This is a genomic window from Actinomadura sp. SCN-SB (genome assembly GCF_043906805.1).
Classification (GTDB): domain Bacteria; phylum Actinomycetota; class Actinomycetes; order Streptosporangiales; family Streptosporangiaceae; genus Spirillospora.
In genome coordinates this window covers 1-16,912 of the sequence record NZ_JBIMPP010000080.1, presented here as the reverse complement: position 1 = coordinate 16,912, position 16,912 = coordinate 1, and the positions used below count along the sequence as shown (strand labels likewise).

Genomic DNA, 16,912 nt, shown 5'->3' with positions numbered 1-16,912 from the left:
AGCATGGCTACGCCCTCCCGGCTTCCTGCGGGCATGCCGGACCTTCCCGGTCCCTGGTACCGCATCCAGGCCATTCCCGCCCCCGACCGTCCCGCGTCGGCCGAGTGGGACTTCGTCAGCGTGCTGCCCGCCGCCCTGTCGGCGGCGCGGAGGCGGCGCCCGTTCGTGGTCGGCTGGCTGTCGGCGGGCGGCGGCGCCCCGCTCGAACTGATCACCAACGCGGGCCCGGTCGGCGACGGCCACGACGGTCTGTTGTTCCCCAGCGGCGCGCGGGGCGTCCCGATCGGGGACGGGTGGCGGCGGGCGGCCGAGCGGCTGGTGTGGACGCGCTGCCCGGGGCGGCTGGCCCCGCAGTCGGGACGCGCCGACGCCGGCCCTCCCTTCCCGGCCCCGGGATTGTTCGAGTCGACGCTGGTCACGTTGATGGAACGGCCGTTCGGCTGGTTCGTGGTGGCCGAGCCGTGCGACGAGCGCCGGCTGGACGCGGAGCTGCGCGAGCTGCACCACGAGCTGCGGATGCTGCGCCGGGGCGAGGACGAGCAGGCAAGGCTCGCGGTGGCACGCGCCGACCAGCGGCTGGTGGAGCTGGACGCGTTCCGCGAGGCCGGGCTGTGGCAGGTCCGGGTGCTCGCGGGCGCCGCCGACCAGGCCGAGCTGGCGCAGATCGCGCCGGTGCTGGTCGGCTCGATGGAGCTGGGCCACCACCCGTACCGGCTGCGGTCGGGGCACGCCGCCGTCCCGTTCGCCGAGGCGCTGGCGGACCGGGACCCGGCCGACCACCGGGATCCCTTCCTCACGACCGCCGGGGCGCTGGCGGCGCTGGCCGGGCTGCCCCGCCGCGAGGTGCCGGGGCTGCGCGTCCTGGAGGCCGGGTACTTCGACGTGACCTCCGAGGCCGACGAGCCGTCGGCGGGCGCGCCGCTGGAGCTCGGCGCGATCCTGGACGGGCAGGACCGCCAGGTCGGCCGGTTCACCGTTCCCCGCTCCACCCTCAACCGGCACGTGTTCGTGACCGGCGCGACCGGCGCGGGCAAGTCGCAGACCGTCCGGCATCTGCTGGAGCAGCTGACCCGCGCGGGCATCCCGTGGCTGGCGATCGAGCCGGCCAAGTCGGAGTACGCGGCGATGGCGGGGCGGATCGCCGACCTGGGCGGCCCGGTGACGGTCGTCAACCCGTCCGACCCGGCCGCGGTGCCGCTGTCGGTCAACCCGCTGGCGCCCGAGCCCGGCTACCCGGTGCAGGCGCACATCGACATGGTCCGCGCGCTGTTCCAGGCGGCCTTCGACGCCGAGGAGCCGTTCCCGCAGATCATGGCGCAGGCCCTGCAACGGGTGTACGAGGCCAACGGCTGGGACGTGGTCACCGGCGCCGGCGTGCCCGGCTCGCTGATCGAACCGGCCGTCCCGACGCTGGAGCAGCTTCAGCAGGCGGCGCTCCAGGTCATCAAGGACGTCGGGTACGGGCGTGAGCTGATGGCCGACGTGCAGGGCTTCGTGGACGTGCGGCTGCGGTCGCTGCGGATCGGCTCGGCGGGCCGGTTCTTCGAGGGCGGCCATCCCGCCGACATCGGCGGCATGCTGCGCGACAACATCGTGCTCGCCATCGAGGACGTCGCCAACGACGAGGACAAGGCGTTCCTCATGGGCACCCTGATCATCCGCATCGTGGAGCACCTGCGGATGCGCGAGCGCGGTCAGGGGAGACCGGCGCCCGGCCTGCGGCATGTCATCGTCATCGAAGAGGCGCACCGGCTGCTGCGCAACCGCGGTCCCGAGCGGACCAGCGCGCACGCCGTGGAGCTGTTCGCGGGGATGCTGGCGGAGATCCGCGCGTACGGCGAGGGCATCATCGTCGCCGAGCAGATCCCGACCAAGCTGGTCCCGGACGTCATCAAGAACACCGCGCTGAAGGTGGTGCACCGGCTGCCGGCGTTCGATGACCGGCATCAGGTCGGCGCGGCGATGAACCTGGACGAGGACCAGTCGCGCGAGGTGGTCTCGCTCCGTCCCGGTGTCGCGGCGGTGTTCGCCGATGGAATGGACCGCCCGCTGCGCGTCCGCGTGCCCTTGGGCGAGGGACGTGAGGGGACGATGCCGGGCCCGCCTCCGCCCGTGGACGGGCGTCGTTCCGCCGCGTGCGGGTGCGAGTGCCGTTCGGGACGGGCCTGCACTCTGTACGAGCTGCGTGAGGCCGACCTTCTCGCGGGACACCCTGACTGGGCTTGGCTTCGCCTATGGGCCGACACGCTCGTCCTGGCCCATGTCGTCAACCGTCCGCTGCCCGCAGCACCGGCCGAACTGCTGCGCGCCTGCTCTCGCCTCACCTCGCGGTTGCGCGAATGCACGCTGGCGACGGTCCTTGAACGGGCGGTGACGCGGCGTTCCTGGGCGCTGCGCAACGCCTACCTGCCGTCCGAACTCACCGCGGTCGTCGCGGACGTCGCGCAGAAGCTCCTTGCGGGCGACTCCGGCCTTGTCGGGACGCTCCCAGGCCCGACCTGGGTCATCCCGCAACTCCGCTGGCTGCATGAGCTGGACCGCCTGTTCCCCTACGGCGGAAGCGTCCCTGACAAGCACGCCCCGGCACCGCCCTTGGACTACCAGCTCCCCGGCTTGAAGCAGCCTCCGGAGCCCAAGTTCGGCCATCGTCTCCGTGCCCTGCGCCGCCATCCGTTGTCGATGGAACTGGAACGCAACCGGCCCATCGCGCTCACCGCGCTTGAAGGCGACGACCATCACGAGGGTTTCTACAAGGACCTGTCGGTCGTCGCCATCGGGGTGGAGGAAGACGAGCAGCTCGCGGAGGCGGCCGACACGATGCACGTCACGTCCTGGCTGGAGCCGGTGCTGAGCTGGCCCGCCCGCCTGATAGCGCCCTTCGAGGATCCGTCCCAGGGACTTCCCTTTTCCCCCTCTTCCTGAGCTCTTGTAAAGAAGCGCCTTCCGGGGGTGCGATCGGGTAGCTTCGTCACCCCGAGCCGCGCACTCGCTCACCCCCCGGAGCCGCCGATGGTCACCGACACCGATGGCCGGACCTCGGAACGTGCCTTCTTCCGCCACGCCGCGTCCGTCGCCGGCGCGGAGAACCGGCCGCTGCAGAACGACACCCGCTACCTGGCCGCCGCCATGTACCTGGACCGGCGGCTGTGCGAGTCGGTGATCCACGAGTACATCGACGACGACGGCCACCGGGCCGTCGCCCCGTCCTTCGGCTTCGACGTCCGGCCGGTGATCCTGCACGCGCTGCGGGCACGGCGGCTGCGCCTCTGCCGCGACCTCGCCCTGTGCGCGGTGGGACTGCTGGCCGCGGTGCTCGTACCGTGGCTGGCCATCCTGTTCGTCTGGCTCGCGCTCAGCGCCGCCGGCGTCATGCGGATCGCGCCCCGCTTCGTACGGCGGCTCGGCCTCCCCATCACGCTCTCGATGCTGCTCCTGCTCCTGCTCGTGGTGATCCCGGCGGTCCTCACCGCGCTGGGGCCGGTGTTCGCGGTGCTCGACCTCTTCTTCTCCGGAGCGGACGAGTACCGGGACTTCGAGCCGGAGGACGTGGAGACCGGGTTCCGGGCCTTCGTGGCGGGCCTGGCGGGCGTGCTCGTCGTGCTGGCGCTGATCGCCGCCCTGCCCGCGATCTACATGGTCCATCTCTGGATGGTCTTCCGCACGCTCTACGCGCTCGGCCCTGGCGCGGTCGGCCCCGGCCCGCCCACGCAGAGCGAGCGGGCCCGCCGGATCCTGGACCGCGTCGGCCCCGCCCAGCACGGCAACGTGACGCTCTACTCCGGGGAGAACCCGTTCCTGGGGTCCGGGGACATCCGCGCGCCCTGGGCGCACGTGTGGTCGATCGCGCTCGACATCGACCGCCCCGCGTCCGGCGGCCTGCTGAGCAAGGAACCGGCCAAGAGCGCCGAGCGCGTCGACCCGGTGGTGATGCACGAGCGGGTCCGTGACCGGATCCGGGAGATGCGGGACGAGACGGCGACCCGTTCGCGGACGCCGCCGCTCCCGCCCCTTCCGCCGAACGAGCGCTTGTCCGGGCTGGTCGCCGACATGCACATCGTGGGACGCGGCGAATGCACGCAGCGGCGCCGCGTCCTGAGCCCCGGGATCGGCCGCCCCTTCGACGGGCACCCGCTGATCGACGCCACGTGGAGCAAGGCCCCGTACTCCGTGGCCACGCCCGAGGCGATCGACGCGATCGTCCGGCATCCGCAGGCCGGGCTGCGCTGCTTCCAGCGGATCACGATCGACATGCCAGGCCAGGCCGTTCTCGCGCCCGGAGGGCACGCGGTGGCGCCCGCCGAGGACGAGGGCTTGGCGCTGTCGGCGTTCATCCATCTCGCGCTCGAAGGCCGCATGCTGTACGGGCAGTTCGCGGCCACCGTCCTCCCGCCCGTCAGGTACGAGTTCCGCGTCGTCGACCGGCTCTCGACCGGACGGCCGGGGAAGATGTTCCTGCTCTACCTCACCACGACGTGGCGGGCGCTGCCCGGAAGCCTGGTGCGGGCGTTCCCGGACGCCGTCCGCACCTGCTGGCGGATGCTGCGCTCGGCCGTCCTGGCCTCACTGGCGCCGGACCCCACCACCGATCCGGTGCACGACTACGGGGCGCGCATCAGCGTGCGGGAACTGGCGTCCGAGCAGGACTTCGAGACCTTCGTCCAGGAACTCGACGTGGACAAGTACATCCGCTTCCTCGAACATCGGGTGAACGAGGCGCTCCTGGACTACCTGGGCGAGGAGTGCGGCATCGACGTGTCGGCCTACCGCGAGCAGGTCGGCGTGATCCTGAACCAGGGCGTCATCATGACCGGCGGCACCGTGAAGGGGCAGGTCGCCGTGGGCGCGCGCGTCAAGCAGACCCAGCACGGCCACGGACGCGGCATCAACCCATGAGCGCGAGCCCGTCACCGAGCCCGTCACCGAGCCCGATACCGAGCCTTCGAGGAGCCAGATGACCGAGCACAGCGGTGACCGCGGGATCGTCATCGGCGGCCATGCCCACGTGTCGGGGCAGGTCGCCGCGGGCGCCGAGGTCACCCAGAACCAGCAGATCAACACGACCGCTCCCACGGAGGCCGCCGCCGCCCTCGACCGGGTGCGGCGGTTGCTGGACGAGCACGCCGCGCAGGTGCCGGAGGCGAACAGGGCGCGCCGCGACCTGGACGACATCCGCCGCGAGCTGGAGGAGGAGGACACCGATGAGGAGCGCGTGACCGGCGCCCTGGAACGGCTGGGCCGCCGCGTCGCGGGCGTCGCCGTCCTGGCCGAGGCCGTCCGCCAGCTCGGCACGGCCGTGGGACTGCCGTAGGAACGTCAGATCTCATCGGCGTCGCGGACGTCCAGCCCGGCGCGTTCGGCGTTCGGACGCCAGTAGTCGATGAACGCGCGCTTGGCCTCGCTGGCCCGCTCGTTCACCGACGCGACCTCGCTCTCGGTCGGGCAGCCTGGGGCGACGGCCAGGTACCGCCGGTTCGACTCGATCGCCGCCTCCAGCGCCCGGATCAGCGCGTCGCGTAGCTCGGGCCCGTTCTCCAGCGCGTCCACCTGGAGGTTCCTGGCCTTGGCGAGCTGTTCCTCACGCTGGGAGCGGACCCGCTCCAGCGCGGCCGTCTGGCACCCGCCGGTCACGGCGCCGCCCAGCTCGTTGCGCGTCCCCGCCATCTCGGTGAGCAGCGTGTCCACCTGCCCCGCCTGCTGGTTGAGCCGGGGCGCGGCGTCTCCGGACGACCCGGACTGCGTATCCGGGACCTGGGTCTGCTGCGCCGGAGAGCCGAGAAGCGGACCCGGATCCTTGTCCGAGGCGGGCCAGAAGACGATGGCGAGCGCGACCGCGGCGAGCAGGACCACGCCCGCGCCCAGCGCCACGTACGGAAGGGGGCTGCGCTTGGGTGGCGGCGGCGGACGCCAGATCTCCGGCTCCGGGATGCTCCAGGGCTCCGGGGACAGGGACGTGACGGTCTCGTCACCGGGAGGCGGCGGCGCGGGGAGCGGGGCGTCGCATCGGGGGCAGCGTGACAGGGCCGGGGCCGTGTCGCTCCCGCAAGCCGGGCACTGCATGGCAACCCCTTCCCACCAGCCCTTGGCGCACCAAGATACTGCCCGGAGCGGGCTTATTACAGGCCGTTCCAAGCGCGGGAGGGCAGTCCCGCTTGCCGCGCCACGGGGTTCCACTGGGCGACGAACCGCTTCTTCGCCAGTGTCGCTCGGCGCTCGGCGTCGGTCCGTCCCGGTGCCCTGGCGACATCCGGACGCGGCTTGCCCCGGCATCCCCGCTTGGCCTTGTTCGCCCAGGCGAGCAGGCGCAGATCGGCCTCCAGGGACGCCTGGAACGCCTCCCTCAGCGTGGACTGCATCTGCGCGCCGTTACGCAGCTTGTCGACCTTCAGGCGGTTGGTCTGGGTGATCTGGGCGCTCCGGCGCTGCGCCACGACCTGGAAGCCTTTGATGGCCGTCGGCAGCGTCTGGCATTTGGACGTGGCCGCGATCGAGCGGGCGAGGACCCTGCGGGTGTCGGCGCTGGAGTTCAGCACCTTGTTGACCTGGATGGCCTGCACCTTGGCGGGGGAGGACAGCGGCTGCTTCTGCGCCACCGGGGTGTTGTCGTTGCTGGGTGACGTGCTCGGCGGGGAGGTCGCCGCGGGCTTGTCGTCCCCGCCCGGCCACGCCACCAGCGCGACCGCCACCACCGCGATCGTGACGAGCGCGGACACGGCGATGAGAAGCGGCTTGCTGGCCTGGTTGGACGGCGCGGGAGGCTGCGCGTAGTAAGCCCCTTGCATCCCGTCCGGCCCCATTGGGGGACCGCCAGGACCCTGCGGACCCATGGGCGGGCCCATCGGACCACCCATGGGCATGGCCGGCCCGAGCGAGGGGTCCATCGGGCCCATGGGCCCCGCCGGCCCCATCGGGCCCGTCGGCGGCCGGCCCATGTTCATGGGTGGCTGGTCGAGCTGCGTGGCGCCGTTGTCCGCGTACGCGGAGTCGAGCACGGTGTGCCCCTGCGCTCCCGTGCCCCAGTCCTGACCGGGCGCCACCGGGGGCGGCGGCGCCTGCCACTGCTGGGTGGCCTGGTCTTCCTGCGCCCGCTGCTCGTCGGTCTTACGGGGACGTGCGAACCACGACTCCGGGACGATCGGTTCCTTGTTCTCCTCGTCCTTGGGCTTGTCCTCCACCGGTGTCACTTCGCCGGTGGCCCAGGCGGGAGGGGGCGGCGGCTCGACCGGGTTGAAGCCCGCGGCCCCGTCCCCCTGGGGCCGGGGCTCGGCGGGCGCCGCGATGGGCGCGGACATCGGCACCACCATCGTCCGCTCCCCGTCCTGGGGGGACGGGGCCGCCTCGGGCGGCGGCGCGCCCATCAGGCTCGACGGCTGGTGGATCGGTGCGTTGCAGCTCGTGCACGTGCCGAGCGTCCCGGGCGTGTTCGTACCGCACGTCGGACACTGCATCGCTCAAAACCTCGCCTTGTCGCCGCTTCGTCCGCCAGACGGGCGTGACTCCGCGCAGAAAACACTGGGCTCCCGACAAAGTACTGGGTAACGCCTCATCTCGGGCGCGGTCCTCGGTATCCCCTGAACATCCCCTTTATCGGATACCTCACTGTCCACACGCCGCCGGGGTCGCACCGAATCATGACAACCGCTATCAGGTCAAGAACCGGCGAATCGGTTTACCGGAAGACATGTGAGACTGGTCACAACAACCTCGGGCAGACCGTTGCCCAACCGGTGTCGGACGCTCCGCAAGGAGGACGCCGCAACGGCTAGGCTCGGACCGGTCCGATCGGACGTCTCGGCGAGACCCGGAAAGAAGACCCGGAGAGAAGACACAGTCCATGAGCGATCTTCCGCTGCGTTCGCAGCTGGCCGTCGCGCTCGGTCGTACGGCCGCGAGGATGTCACGGATGGCCGGCCGCGGGGACGGCTCGGTGATCGGTGGCAAAATCGGGCTGCGGCTCGACCCCGAGCTGCTGACCAGGCTGGCGCGCGACCGCAAGCTCGTCCTGGTCAGCGCCACCAACGGCAAGACGACGACCACCCGCCTGATCACCTCGGCGATGACCCCCCTGGGCGAGGTCGCCACCAACGCGTTCGGCGCGAACATGCCCACCGGCCACGTCTCCGCGCTCGCCGCCGCTCCCGACGCCCGGTACGGCGTGCTGGAGTGCGACGAGAAGTACGTCCCGATGGTGCTGGCCGAGACCGGGGCCAACGTGGTCGCGCTGATGAACCTCAGCCGCGACCAGATGGACCGGGCCGCCGAGATCTGGCTGCTGGCCGGCAAGTGGCGCAAGGCCCTGGAGGCGTCCCCGCAGAGCCATGTCATCGCCAACTGCGACGACCCGCTGGTGACCTGGGGCGCGTCCACCGCCAAGAGCGTCACCTGGGTGGCCGCGGGCCAGCATTGGCGCGAGGATTCCTGGTGCTGCCCCGAGTGCGGCGGCCCCCTCGACCGCGAGGACACCGATGAGGACAGCAATTGGGCCTGCCGGGAGTGTCACTTCTCCCGTCCCCGTCCCGACTGGGTGCTGAAGGGCGACCGGGTCACCGCGCCCGACGGCCGCTCCTTCCAGCTCTCCAACCTCTCCCTGCCCGGCCGCGCCAACCGGTCCAACGCGGCCATCGCGCTCGCCGTCGTGAACCAGTTCGGCGTCCCGCCCGAGCAGGCCCTTCCGCTGCTCGGCGAGGTCCGCTCGGTGGCGGGCCGCTACACCACCGTCGAGCACGAGGGCCGCCGGATCCGGCTGCTGCTGTCGAAGAACCCGGCGGGCTGGCTGGAGGCGTTCGACGTGCTGGAGCCCGCGCCCGCCCCGGTCGCGCTGTCCATCAACGCGCAGGGCCCCGACGGACGCGACACCTCCTGGCTCTGGGACGTCGACTACCGCATCCTGCGCGGCCGTCCCGTCTGGGTCACCGGCGAGCGCCGCGTCGACCTCGCCGTCCGCCTGGAGGCCGCCGACGTCCAGTTCTCCGTGGCGGACGACATCGACCAGGCCGTGATGGCGGTCCCGCCGGGCCGCCTCGACGTGATCGCCAACTACACCGCCTTCCAGACCATCCGAACGAGGTACGGCCGTGTCGTCTGACCACCCGAAGCCCATCAAGATCGTCTGGGTCTATCCGGACCTGCTCAGCACCTACGGCGACCAGGGCAACACGATCGTTCTGGAGCGCCGGGCGGCGCTGCGCGGCATCCCGACCCAGACGGTGCATCTGCGGTCCGACGAGCGGGTGCCGGTGGACGGCGACATCTTCCTGCTCGGCGGCGGCGAGGACCGCCCGCAGATCCTGGCGGCGCAGCGGCTGCGCCGCGACGGCGGTCTCTACGAGGCCGCGCAGCGCGGCGCCGTGGTGTTCGCGGTGTGCGCCGGGTACCAGCTGCTCGGCCACGAGTTCGGCGGCGAGGAGGGGCAGCCCGTGCCCGGTCTCGGCCTGCTCGACATCCGCAGCGGACGGGGCCGCCAGCGCGCCGTGGGCGAGATCGTCGGTGAGGTGGCCGCCGAGCTGAACGTCCCGCGGATCACCGGGTTCGAGAACCATCAGGGCATCACCCACCTGGGCCAGAGGGTCAAGCCGCTGGCCAAGGTCGTCACGGGCATCGGCAACGGCGACGGCTTCGAGGGCGCCTACAGCGGCCGCGTCCTGGGCACCTACATGCACGGCCCCGCGCTGGTCCGCAACCCCGGCCTGGCCGACCTGCTGCTGCGCTGGGCCGTGGGAGGCGACATCCAGCCGATCGACGACTCCTGGGCGGGCCGTCTGCGTGAGGAACGCCTCAAGGCCGTGCTGGGCTGAGCAACCGGTACGTCGTACCGGTGCTGCTCTGCACCCACGCTTCCGGGAGGGCGGCGGCCAGGGCGTGCTGGGCGCGCCAGCCGGTGCAGTGGCCGGGGCGACCAGTGACGCCTGGTGGCGCGCCCGGCCCGGCGCACGGTGACCAGCGCGGAGAAACCATGCTCGGCGATCATCCCGGGCTGGGTCACGCCGCCCTCGAACAACGGGGCCTCCACCAGATCCGTGTCGAGGTCGGTCCGCAGGACGCGCTCGTCGCCCGCCAGAGGGGCGTCGTAGACGTTGTCCACCAGCGTGAGGATCTCGACCTCGTCCACCGGTTCCAGCGCGATCGGGTCGATCGCGGGGCCGGGAGCGGGACGCGGCCGGGTCGTCTCCACCTCGCCGGGTGCCGTGTCGCACATGGGCAGCAGCTCAGGTGGCCGCACGATCCTTGTCGTGTTTCTCGCGGTCCTCGCGTGGCCTGGGCTTGCGCACGGCCCCGGGCTTGGCCCGCTCCTCCGGGTGGCGCCGGACGCGCAGGAGGCTGGCGACGGTGGTGACCGCCAGGATCGCCAGGATGACGACCAGCGACAGCGGCGTCGGGATCTCCGGGACCGTCTCGCTGACGTCCAGATGCACGAACTCCACGATCAGCTTGATCCCGATGAAGCCCAGGATCAGCGACAGCCCGGTGGACAGGTAGACCAGCCGTCCCAGCAGCCCTTCGATCAGGAAGTACAGGGCGCGCAGGCCCAGCAGCGCGAACGCGTTGGCGGTGAACACGATGAACGGCTCGGTGGTGACACCGAACACGGCCGGGATGGAGTCGAGCGCGAACAGCAGGTCGGTGCTGCCGATCGCGATGAACACCAGCATCAGCGGCGTCGCGACCCGGCGCCCGTTCTCGCGTGCCAGCAGCCGGCCGCCGTGCAGGTCGGAGGACAGGGGGAGGAGCGCGCGGGTGCGTTTGACCAGCCAGTTGTCCTGGACGTCCGGCTCCTCGTCGCGGTGCCGCATGAGCTGGACGCCCGTCCAGATCAGGGCCAGCCCGAACAGCAGGAAGGTGAAGGAGAACACGCTGATCGCCGCCGCGCCGATGGCGATGAGCGCCGTCCGGAACGCCAGCGCGGCGGCGATCCCGAACAGCAGCACCTTCTGCTGGTACTCGATCGGGACCTGGAACCGGGACATGAGGATGACGAAGACGAAGAGGTTGTCGACCGACAGGCTCTTCTCGACCAGCCATCCGGTGAAGTACTCGGTGCCCGCGGTCCCGTCGCCCGCCGCCATCACGACCAGGCCGAAGGCGATGGCGACCACGATGTAGAAGACCGACCAGACCGTCGCCTCCCGCAGCCCCACGGCGTGCGGGCGCCGCACGGCGACCAGCAGGTCGAACACGAACAGCGCGATGATGAACGCGATGGTCGCCGCCCAGGCCCAGAGCGGGATGTCGATCATCCGCGGCGCCTCCTTCCCGGGTGCTCATATCCGCTCGGCGGCCGATCAACCGCCGAGCCCGGGGAGGGGCGCCCGCGGGCGCCTCCAGGGTCAGTACACGAGCGCCTGGACGCCCTCGGACGTGATCTCCTCGACGAAGGTGGGCGCTCCCGCGATGCGCACCCCCGGGATCACGTCGTCCGGGCCGATCTCCCGCCGCGCCGCGCACTGGGTGCACAGGGTCACCCGTCCGCCCGACAGGACGGTGGCCAGCAGATCCTCCAGCGGGGTGGCGTGCGGGAGCGTGAACTCCGCGGCCCGGCCCGGAAGCGCGAACCAGGCCGATTCCCCGGTCAGCCAGAGCGACACCGGGAGCCCGGCCGCCACGGCCGCCGCCGCGACAGTGAACGCCTGGTTGCACCGCTCCGGGCCGTCCGCGCCCGCCGTCGCCTTGATCACCAGAGATCTCGCCATACCGGGAGGGTAACCCGTGCCTAGGATGGGCCGCCGTGGGCATGGTGAACGCGGCGGTCCTGGTCCTGATGTTCGGCGTGGTGGCGGTGGCGGCGGTGCTCGTCCTGATCCGCCTGTCCCGGCTCCGGTAGCGGTCCGCGGTGCGGAGGTAACGGTCATTTCCGGGCCGCCGCGCCGCTACGCTCTGTGGCTATGGAGCCTGAGCTGCACCCGGACCTCGAACCGCTGGCGTTCCTTCTCGGCACGTGGGAAGGCGCCGGAGTCGGCGGCTACCCCACCATCGAGGGGTTCCACTTCGGGCAGGAGGTCTCGTTCGGCCATATCGGCAAGCCGTTCCTGACCTACACCAGCCGGACCTGGCTGATCGAGGAGGACGGCTCGCTGGGCCGCCCGCTGGCGACCGAGTCCGGCTACTGGCGCCCGCGTCCCGACCACCAGGTCGAGGTGACGCTCGCGCACCCGACGGGGATCGTGGAGATCTACGTGGGGACGGTCGCGTTCAACCGGGTGGAGCTGATCACGGACGTGGTGGCGCGGACCCAGAGCGCCAAGGAGGTCACCGCGGGCAAGCGGCTGTACGGCCTGATCGGGGAGGACCTGGGCTGGGCCTACGACCTGGCGGCGGTGGGGCAGCCGCTCCAGTCGCACATCTCCGCCCAGCTCAAGCGCGTGGCCTAGATCCCGGCTCCGGAACGTACCGGCACGACCGGGAAAGGAAACGATCCCCGGACCTTCCCGCCGGGTGGCGGGGCGATGGACAGGACTGATCCATCGGTCCGGGGATCGGGTAACTGCCTGGTATTCGCCGGTCACCGACCGGCCACACCGGCCCGGCGCCTGACGGCGCGGGTCGGCTACGAGGCGGAACGGCGACTAGCGGACAGTCACCTCGCGAGTCCCAGAATCAACCATTTCCTGGACCACCTCCTTTCGCGCGTACTGGCACGTTATGCGAGCGTCCGCGATCGGGGCAAGCGGCTTTTCCCGGGGATCTAGACTCATGGCATGTCCGAGACGTGGCAGGAGGAGCTGCGGGCCCGGGGGTACCGGGTCACCCCGCAGCGCCAGCTCGTGCTGGAGGCGGTGACCAACCTCGAGCACGCCACTCCGGAGGAGATCTGCGCGGAGGTGCAGCGCACCGCGCGGGGCGTGAACATCTCCACCATCTACCGCACGCTGGAACTCCTGGAGCAGCTGGGGCTGGTCAAGCACGCCCATTTGGGGCACGGCCCGCCCAACTACCACCTGGCCGCCGACGCCGAGCACATCCACCTGGTGTGCCGGGAGTGCGGGACGGTGAACGACGTCGACCCGGAGGCCGCCGAGGGACTGGCCGCGCGGCTGGAGAGCGCGCACGGATTCGAGACCGACGTCCACCATCTGACGGTCTACGGCCGCTGCAAGGATTGCAGGAAGAGTGCGTAGTCTGGGCGTCATGGAGAGCCCGCTGCTGCAGTTGCCCGGGGCCGTCCCGGCGGACGCGCCAGACCAGGAGATCGCCGCTCACTACGGTGAGCCGACGGCGGAACAGCGCGCCCTCGAATCCGGCCGGGCGTTCGTCGACCGGAGCGATCGCGGCGTGGTCCGGGTGTCGGGCCCCGATCGGCTGAGCTGGCTGCACAGCCTGCTGAGCCAGCATCTGGAGCGGCTGCGGCCGGGCGAGGCCACCCAGGCGCTGCTGCTGAGCCCGAACGGCCACATCGAGCATCATCTGCACCTGGTGGACGACGGCGAGGCGGTCTGGGCGCACGTGGAGCCGGGCACGGCACCGGCCCTCACCGAGTTCCTCGACCGGATGCGGTTCCTGCTGCGCGTCGAGGTCGAGGACGTCAGCGACTCCTACGCCGTGGTGACCGTCCCGGAGGGGACGGAGGCCGAAGGGCCCGCGTTCCCCGATCTTCCGGGCACGACCACGCGGATCGTCCGGCGGGACGCGCTTCCCGAGATCGCCGAGCGGCTGCGCTCCGCCGGGGTACGGCCGGCCGGGCTCTGGGCGTACGAGGCGCTGCGGATCGCCGAGCACCGGCCACGCTTCGGGCTGGACACCGACCACCGTTCGATCCCCCACGAGATGGGCTGGATCGAGGAGGCGGTGCACCTGGAGAAGGGCTGCTACCGCGGGCAGGAGACCGTCGCCCGCGTGCACAACCTGGGACGCCCGCCGCGCCGCCTGGTCTTCCTGCACCTGGACGGCAGCGTGGACCGGCTGCCCGCGCACGGCGACCCCGTGGAGATCCCGGGCGGGCGCACGGTCGGCTTCGTGGGGTCGGCGGCCCGCCACCACGAGCTGGGGCCGATCGCGCTGGCGCTGGTGAAGCGCACCGTCCCGGTGGACGTCGAACTGCTGGCGGGCGGGGTGGCCGCGGCCCAGGAGGTCGTGGTGTCCCCGGACACCGGTGCCAACGCCAAGATCGAACTTCGCCGCCAGGCGGCGCATCGGGGGTAGGCTCCCCCTCCTCGGCGACCTTACGGACAAGGATGGGCTCACCCATGGTCGCAACGCCAGGGAAGGGCAGCCGGCGCCGTCCGCGGCGGGAGTCGGCGCTGGTGTGGTGGGCGGTGTTCGCCCTGTGGGCGGTGGCCGTCGTGTGGTTCTGGTCGTGGCGGCTGGCCTTGCTGGGGCTGCTGCTGTGGTGCCTGTACCAGTTCCTGCTCGTCCCCACGCTGTGCCGGATCATGACGCGGCGGGGCGCGGCCTGCATGGAGCCGGTGCGGGGACGGCTGTTCGCGTGCCGTACGGAGCACCAGCGGTTGAAGAACGCCGCGCTGTGGCGGCTCGTGGGCCTGAAGGACCCGTTCCGCGACCGGTCCGATGCGACGCGGCCCGACCCGAACCGGGAGACCGGCCAGGTGGTGGTGTCCCCGGAGATCCGGGGGCGGCTGGATCCGCGCGACCGCCTGCTGATCGCGCTGGCCGCCGCGGGCACGCTGGCGGCGACCATCGTGATGATCTACAGCTACGCGGTGGGCTGAGCGGGCCCCGGCTCAGACCTCCAGGACGAGGGTGATCGGCCCGTCGTTGACCAGGGCCACCTTCATGTCCGCGCCGAACTCCCCGGTCTCGACCTTGGCGCGGAGCGCCCGCAGCTCGCCGACCACCGCGTCCACCAGCGGCTCGGCCACCGGGCCCGGCGCCGCCGCGATCCAGGACGGGCGGCGTCCCTTGCGGGTGTCCCCGTACAGCGTGAACTGGCTGATCACCAGCAGCGGGGCGTTCAGGTCCGAGCACGACCGCTCGTCCGGGAGGATCCGCAGGCCCCAGAGCTTGGCGGCGAGCTTGCGGGCCTGTTCCGGTGTGTCGCCGTGGGTCACACCGACCAGGACCAGCAGGCCCGGACCCTCGATGGCACCCACGACCCGGGGACCGCCGTCGCCGGTCACGGTCACGCTCGCCTGGCTCACACGCTGGACTACCGCACGCATGACCATGCATTCTGCCTCGCATGGGAGCAACGACGCTCATTACGGTGGCGCCTACGGGCGCGGAGTCCTCCAAGGCCGACGTTCCGGCGCTGCCGGTCACCCTCGACGAACTGGTCCAGACGGCCAAGGAGTGCGAGGAGGCCGGGGCCGCGGTCATCCATGTGCACATCCGGGACGATGACGCCCGGCCGACGCTCGACCTCGGCAGGCTGCGCGACACGGTGCGGGCGCTGCGGGAGGCCACGGGGCTGATCGTGCAGCTGTCCACGGGCGGCGCGGTGACCGACCCGTACGAGGACCGGCTGCGCGTCCTGGAGGCCGGGCCGGACGCCTGCTCGCTGACCTGCGGCACGGTGAACTTCGGCGACGAGGTGTTCATGAACCCGTGGCCGTTCATGGTGGAGCTCTACCGGCGGACGCAGGAGCTGGAGATCGTCCCGGAGTTCGAGCTGTTCGACCTCGGTCAGGTGGCGGCGCTGCACCGGCTGCTGGACAAGCACGGCGCCCCCTACGGCGGCCATGTCCACTGCGACCTGGTCATGGGGGTGCCCGGCGGCATGCCAGGGGACGCGCGGTCGCTGGTGGCGGCGGTGGAGGCGCTGCCCGAGGGCGCCACCTGGTCGGCGACCGGGGTGGGCCGTGCGACGCTGCCGGTGATGTTCGCGGCGCTGTCGGCCGGGGGTCATCTGCGGGTCGGCATGGAGGACACGATCACGTTCGCCAGGGGCCGGCCGGTGACCGGGAACGCCGAGCTGGTGGAACGGGCGGCGACGCTGGCCGGTCTGGCGCAGCGGCCGCCGATGACCCCCGCGGAGGCCCGCGCCTTCCTGGGCGTCAGGGCCACGTCCGGGTGACCGCGATGAACCCCGTGCTCGTCGAGGTGGAACGGTCCGGTTTCGTGGAGTCGTGGCATCGCGGGTCCGCGGTCGGGCTGGACGCGTCGGGCGCGGCGGCGGTGCGGCTCGGCGCGCCGGACGATCCGATCTTCCCGCGCTCGGCCAACAAGCCGATGCAGGCGGTGGCGATGCTGCGTTCCGGGCTCGACCTCGACGGGCCGTGGCTGGCGCTGGCGGCGGGCAGCCACTCCGGCGAGGACTTCCACGTCGAGGGCGTGGAGAAGATCCTCGCCTCGGCGGGGCTCGGCGCCGGGGTGCTGCGCTGCCCCGAGGCCGGGCCGCTGGACGCGCCAAGACGCGGCCGGTCCCGGCTCCGGATGAACTGCTCGGGCAAGCACGCGGCGATGCTCGCCACCTGTGTCGCGGCGGGCTGGCCGACCGAGAGCTACCTCGATGCGGGTCATCCGTTGCAGAGGGCCGTCCGCGCCGCCGTCCGGGACCTGACCGGTGAGACGGCCGTCACGGTCGGCGTGGACGGCTGTGGCGCGCCGCTGTTCGCGGCGTCGCCCGCCGGCGTGGCGCGGGCGTACCGCGCGCTGGTGCTGTCCGAGCCGGGCACTCCTGAGCGCCGGGTCGCCGACGCGATGCGCGCGCACCCCAGGTGGACGTCCGGTACGCGGCGCGAGGAGCGGCGCCTGATGGACGCGGTCCCGGGCCTGCTGGTGAAATGCGGCGCCGAGGGCGTGGACGCGTTCGCCCTCCCCGACGGCCGGGCCGACGTCGTGAAGATCGACGACGGTGCCATGCGGGCCCGCACGCCCGTGACGGTGGCGCTGCTGCGCGCCCTGGGCGGGGACACCGGGACGGGCGTGGACGTGGCCGCGCTCGACGCGCTGTCGACCGTCCCCCTGTACGGGGGCGACCGGCAGGTCGGTGCGATCCGGCCCGCCCCCGGTGTCTTCGCCTAGC

At 72.1% G+C, this 16,912-nt stretch carries 16 protein-coding genes; 11 read left to right on the top strand and 5 right to left on the bottom strand.

The genetic code is table 11. The annotated features are described in order from the left end of the window. Nucleotides 1-3: 3 nt before the first annotated feature. From ACGWYJ_RS33870 to ACGWYJ_RS33860, 3 genes are all read left to right on the top strand, one after another. The gene (locus ACGWYJ_RS33870; protein WP_395110648.1) at nucleotides 4-2,922 is read left to right on the top strand and encodes an ATP-binding protein; all 2,919 of its coding nucleotides are present in this window, start codon (nucleotides 4-6) and stop codon (nucleotides 2,920-2,922) included. Nucleotides 2,923-3,009: 87 nt separating this feature from the next. After that, nucleotides 3,010-4,893, top strand: coding sequence for a hypothetical protein (locus ACGWYJ_RS33865; protein ID WP_395110647.1), 1,884 nt, complete (start codon nucleotides 3,010-3,012; stop codon nucleotides 4,891-4,893). A gap of 58 nt (nucleotides 4,894-4,951) precedes the next feature. Beyond that, the gene (locus ACGWYJ_RS33860) at nucleotides 4,952-5,308 is read left to right on the top strand and encodes a DUF5955 family protein (protein WP_395110646.1); all 357 of its coding nucleotides are present in this window, start codon (nucleotides 4,952-4,954) and stop codon (nucleotides 5,306-5,308) included. Nucleotides 5,309-5,313: 5 nt separating this feature from the next. On the opposite strand, the gene ACGWYJ_RS33855 is transcribed toward ACGWYJ_RS33860, so the two are convergent. Beyond that, nucleotides 5,314-6,057 carry a hypothetical protein gene (locus ACGWYJ_RS33855; RefSeq protein ID WP_395110645.1) on the bottom strand — a complete coding sequence of 248 codons (744 nt, stop codon included), beginning with the start codon at nucleotides 6,055-6,057 and terminating at the stop codon, nucleotides 5,314-5,316. 56 nt (nucleotides 6,058-6,113) lie between these two features. Then, complete coding sequence (locus ACGWYJ_RS33850) at nucleotides 6,114-7,445, bottom strand: hypothetical protein (protein ID WP_395110644.1); 1,332 nt, start codon at nucleotides 7,443-7,445, stop codon at nucleotides 6,114-6,116. 386 nt (nucleotides 7,446-7,831) lie between these two features. Between ACGWYJ_RS33850 and ACGWYJ_RS33845 the strand changes: the two genes are divergently transcribed. Together ACGWYJ_RS33845 and ACGWYJ_RS33840 are read left to right on the top strand one after the other, a co-directional pair. Then, nucleotides 7,832-9,082: a MurT ligase domain-containing protein gene (locus tag ACGWYJ_RS33845; RefSeq protein WP_395110643.1), complete on the top strand. Its 1,251-nt coding sequence runs from the start codon at nucleotides 7,832-7,834 to the stop codon at nucleotides 9,080-9,082. Then, nucleotides 9,072-9,791 (top strand): type 1 glutamine amidotransferase, encoded by a 720-nt coding sequence (locus ACGWYJ_RS33840; RefSeq protein WP_395110642.1) that lies wholly within the window; start codon nucleotides 9,072-9,074, stop codon nucleotides 9,789-9,791. Before ACGWYJ_RS33845 ends, ACGWYJ_RS33840 begins: the two co-directional genes overlap by 11 nt. A gap of 411 nt (nucleotides 9,792-10,202) precedes the next feature. Here ACGWYJ_RS33840 and ACGWYJ_RS33835 read toward each other — a convergent pair whose 3' ends face one another. Together ACGWYJ_RS33835 and ACGWYJ_RS33830 are read right to left on the bottom strand one after the other, a co-directional pair. Next, on the bottom strand, nucleotides 10,203-11,231 hold the full coding sequence (locus ACGWYJ_RS33835) for a TerC family protein (RefSeq protein ID WP_395110641.1): 1,029 nt from the start codon (nucleotides 11,229-11,231) through the stop codon (nucleotides 10,203-10,205). A 90-nt stretch (nucleotides 11,232-11,321) separates the two neighbouring features. Further along, nucleotides 11,322-11,684 (bottom strand): DsrE family protein, encoded by a 363-nt coding sequence (locus ACGWYJ_RS33830; protein WP_395110640.1) that lies wholly within the window; start codon nucleotides 11,682-11,684, stop codon nucleotides 11,322-11,324. Nucleotides 11,685-11,876: 192 nt separating this feature from the next. Here ACGWYJ_RS33830 and ACGWYJ_RS33825 point away from each other — a divergent pair, with 192 nt between their 5' ends. The 4 genes from ACGWYJ_RS33825 (at nucleotide 11,877) to ACGWYJ_RS33810 (ending at nucleotide 14,657) form a co-directional block, all read left to right on the top strand. Then, entirely contained in the window at nucleotides 11,877-12,362 is a 486-nt protein-coding gene (locus ACGWYJ_RS33825) for an FABP family protein (protein WP_395110639.1), read from the top strand. Nucleotides 12,363-12,689: 327 nt separating this feature from the next. Next, nucleotides 12,690-13,109, top strand: coding sequence for a Fur family transcriptional regulator (locus tag ACGWYJ_RS33820; protein WP_395110638.1), 420 nt, complete (start codon nucleotides 12,690-12,692; stop codon nucleotides 13,107-13,109). Nucleotides 13,110-13,119: 10 nt separating this feature from the next. After that, the gene (locus tag ACGWYJ_RS33815; protein WP_395110637.1) at nucleotides 13,120-14,130 is read left to right on the top strand and encodes a YgfZ/GcvT domain-containing protein; all 1,011 of its coding nucleotides are present in this window, start codon (nucleotides 13,120-13,122) and stop codon (nucleotides 14,128-14,130) included. A gap of 44 nt (nucleotides 14,131-14,174) precedes the next feature. Further along, the gene (locus ACGWYJ_RS33810; RefSeq protein ID WP_395110636.1) at nucleotides 14,175-14,657 is read left to right on the top strand and encodes a hypothetical protein; all 483 of its coding nucleotides are present in this window, start codon (nucleotides 14,175-14,177) and stop codon (nucleotides 14,655-14,657) included. A gap of 12 nt (nucleotides 14,658-14,669) precedes the next feature. On the opposite strand, the gene dtd is transcribed toward ACGWYJ_RS33810, so the two are convergent. Beyond that, nucleotides 14,670-15,107, bottom strand: coding sequence for a D-aminoacyl-tRNA deacylase (dtd, locus tag ACGWYJ_RS33805; RefSeq protein ID WP_395110635.1), 438 nt, complete (start codon nucleotides 15,105-15,107; stop codon nucleotides 14,670-14,672). Between the two features lie 44 nt (nucleotides 15,108-15,151). Here dtd and ACGWYJ_RS33800 point away from each other — a divergent pair, with 44 nt between their 5' ends. Both ACGWYJ_RS33800 and ACGWYJ_RS33795 read left to right on the top strand, forming a co-directional pair. Continuing rightward, on the top strand, nucleotides 15,152-15,961 hold the full coding sequence (locus tag ACGWYJ_RS33800; protein WP_395110634.1) for a 3-keto-5-aminohexanoate cleavage protein: 810 nt from the start codon (nucleotides 15,152-15,154) through the stop codon (nucleotides 15,959-15,961). A gap of 5 nt (nucleotides 15,962-15,966) precedes the next feature. After that, on the top strand, nucleotides 15,967-16,911 hold the full coding sequence (locus tag ACGWYJ_RS33795; RefSeq protein WP_395110633.1) for an asparaginase: 945 nt from the start codon (nucleotides 15,967-15,969) through the stop codon (nucleotides 16,909-16,911). Nucleotide 16,912 lies beyond the last annotated feature (1 nt).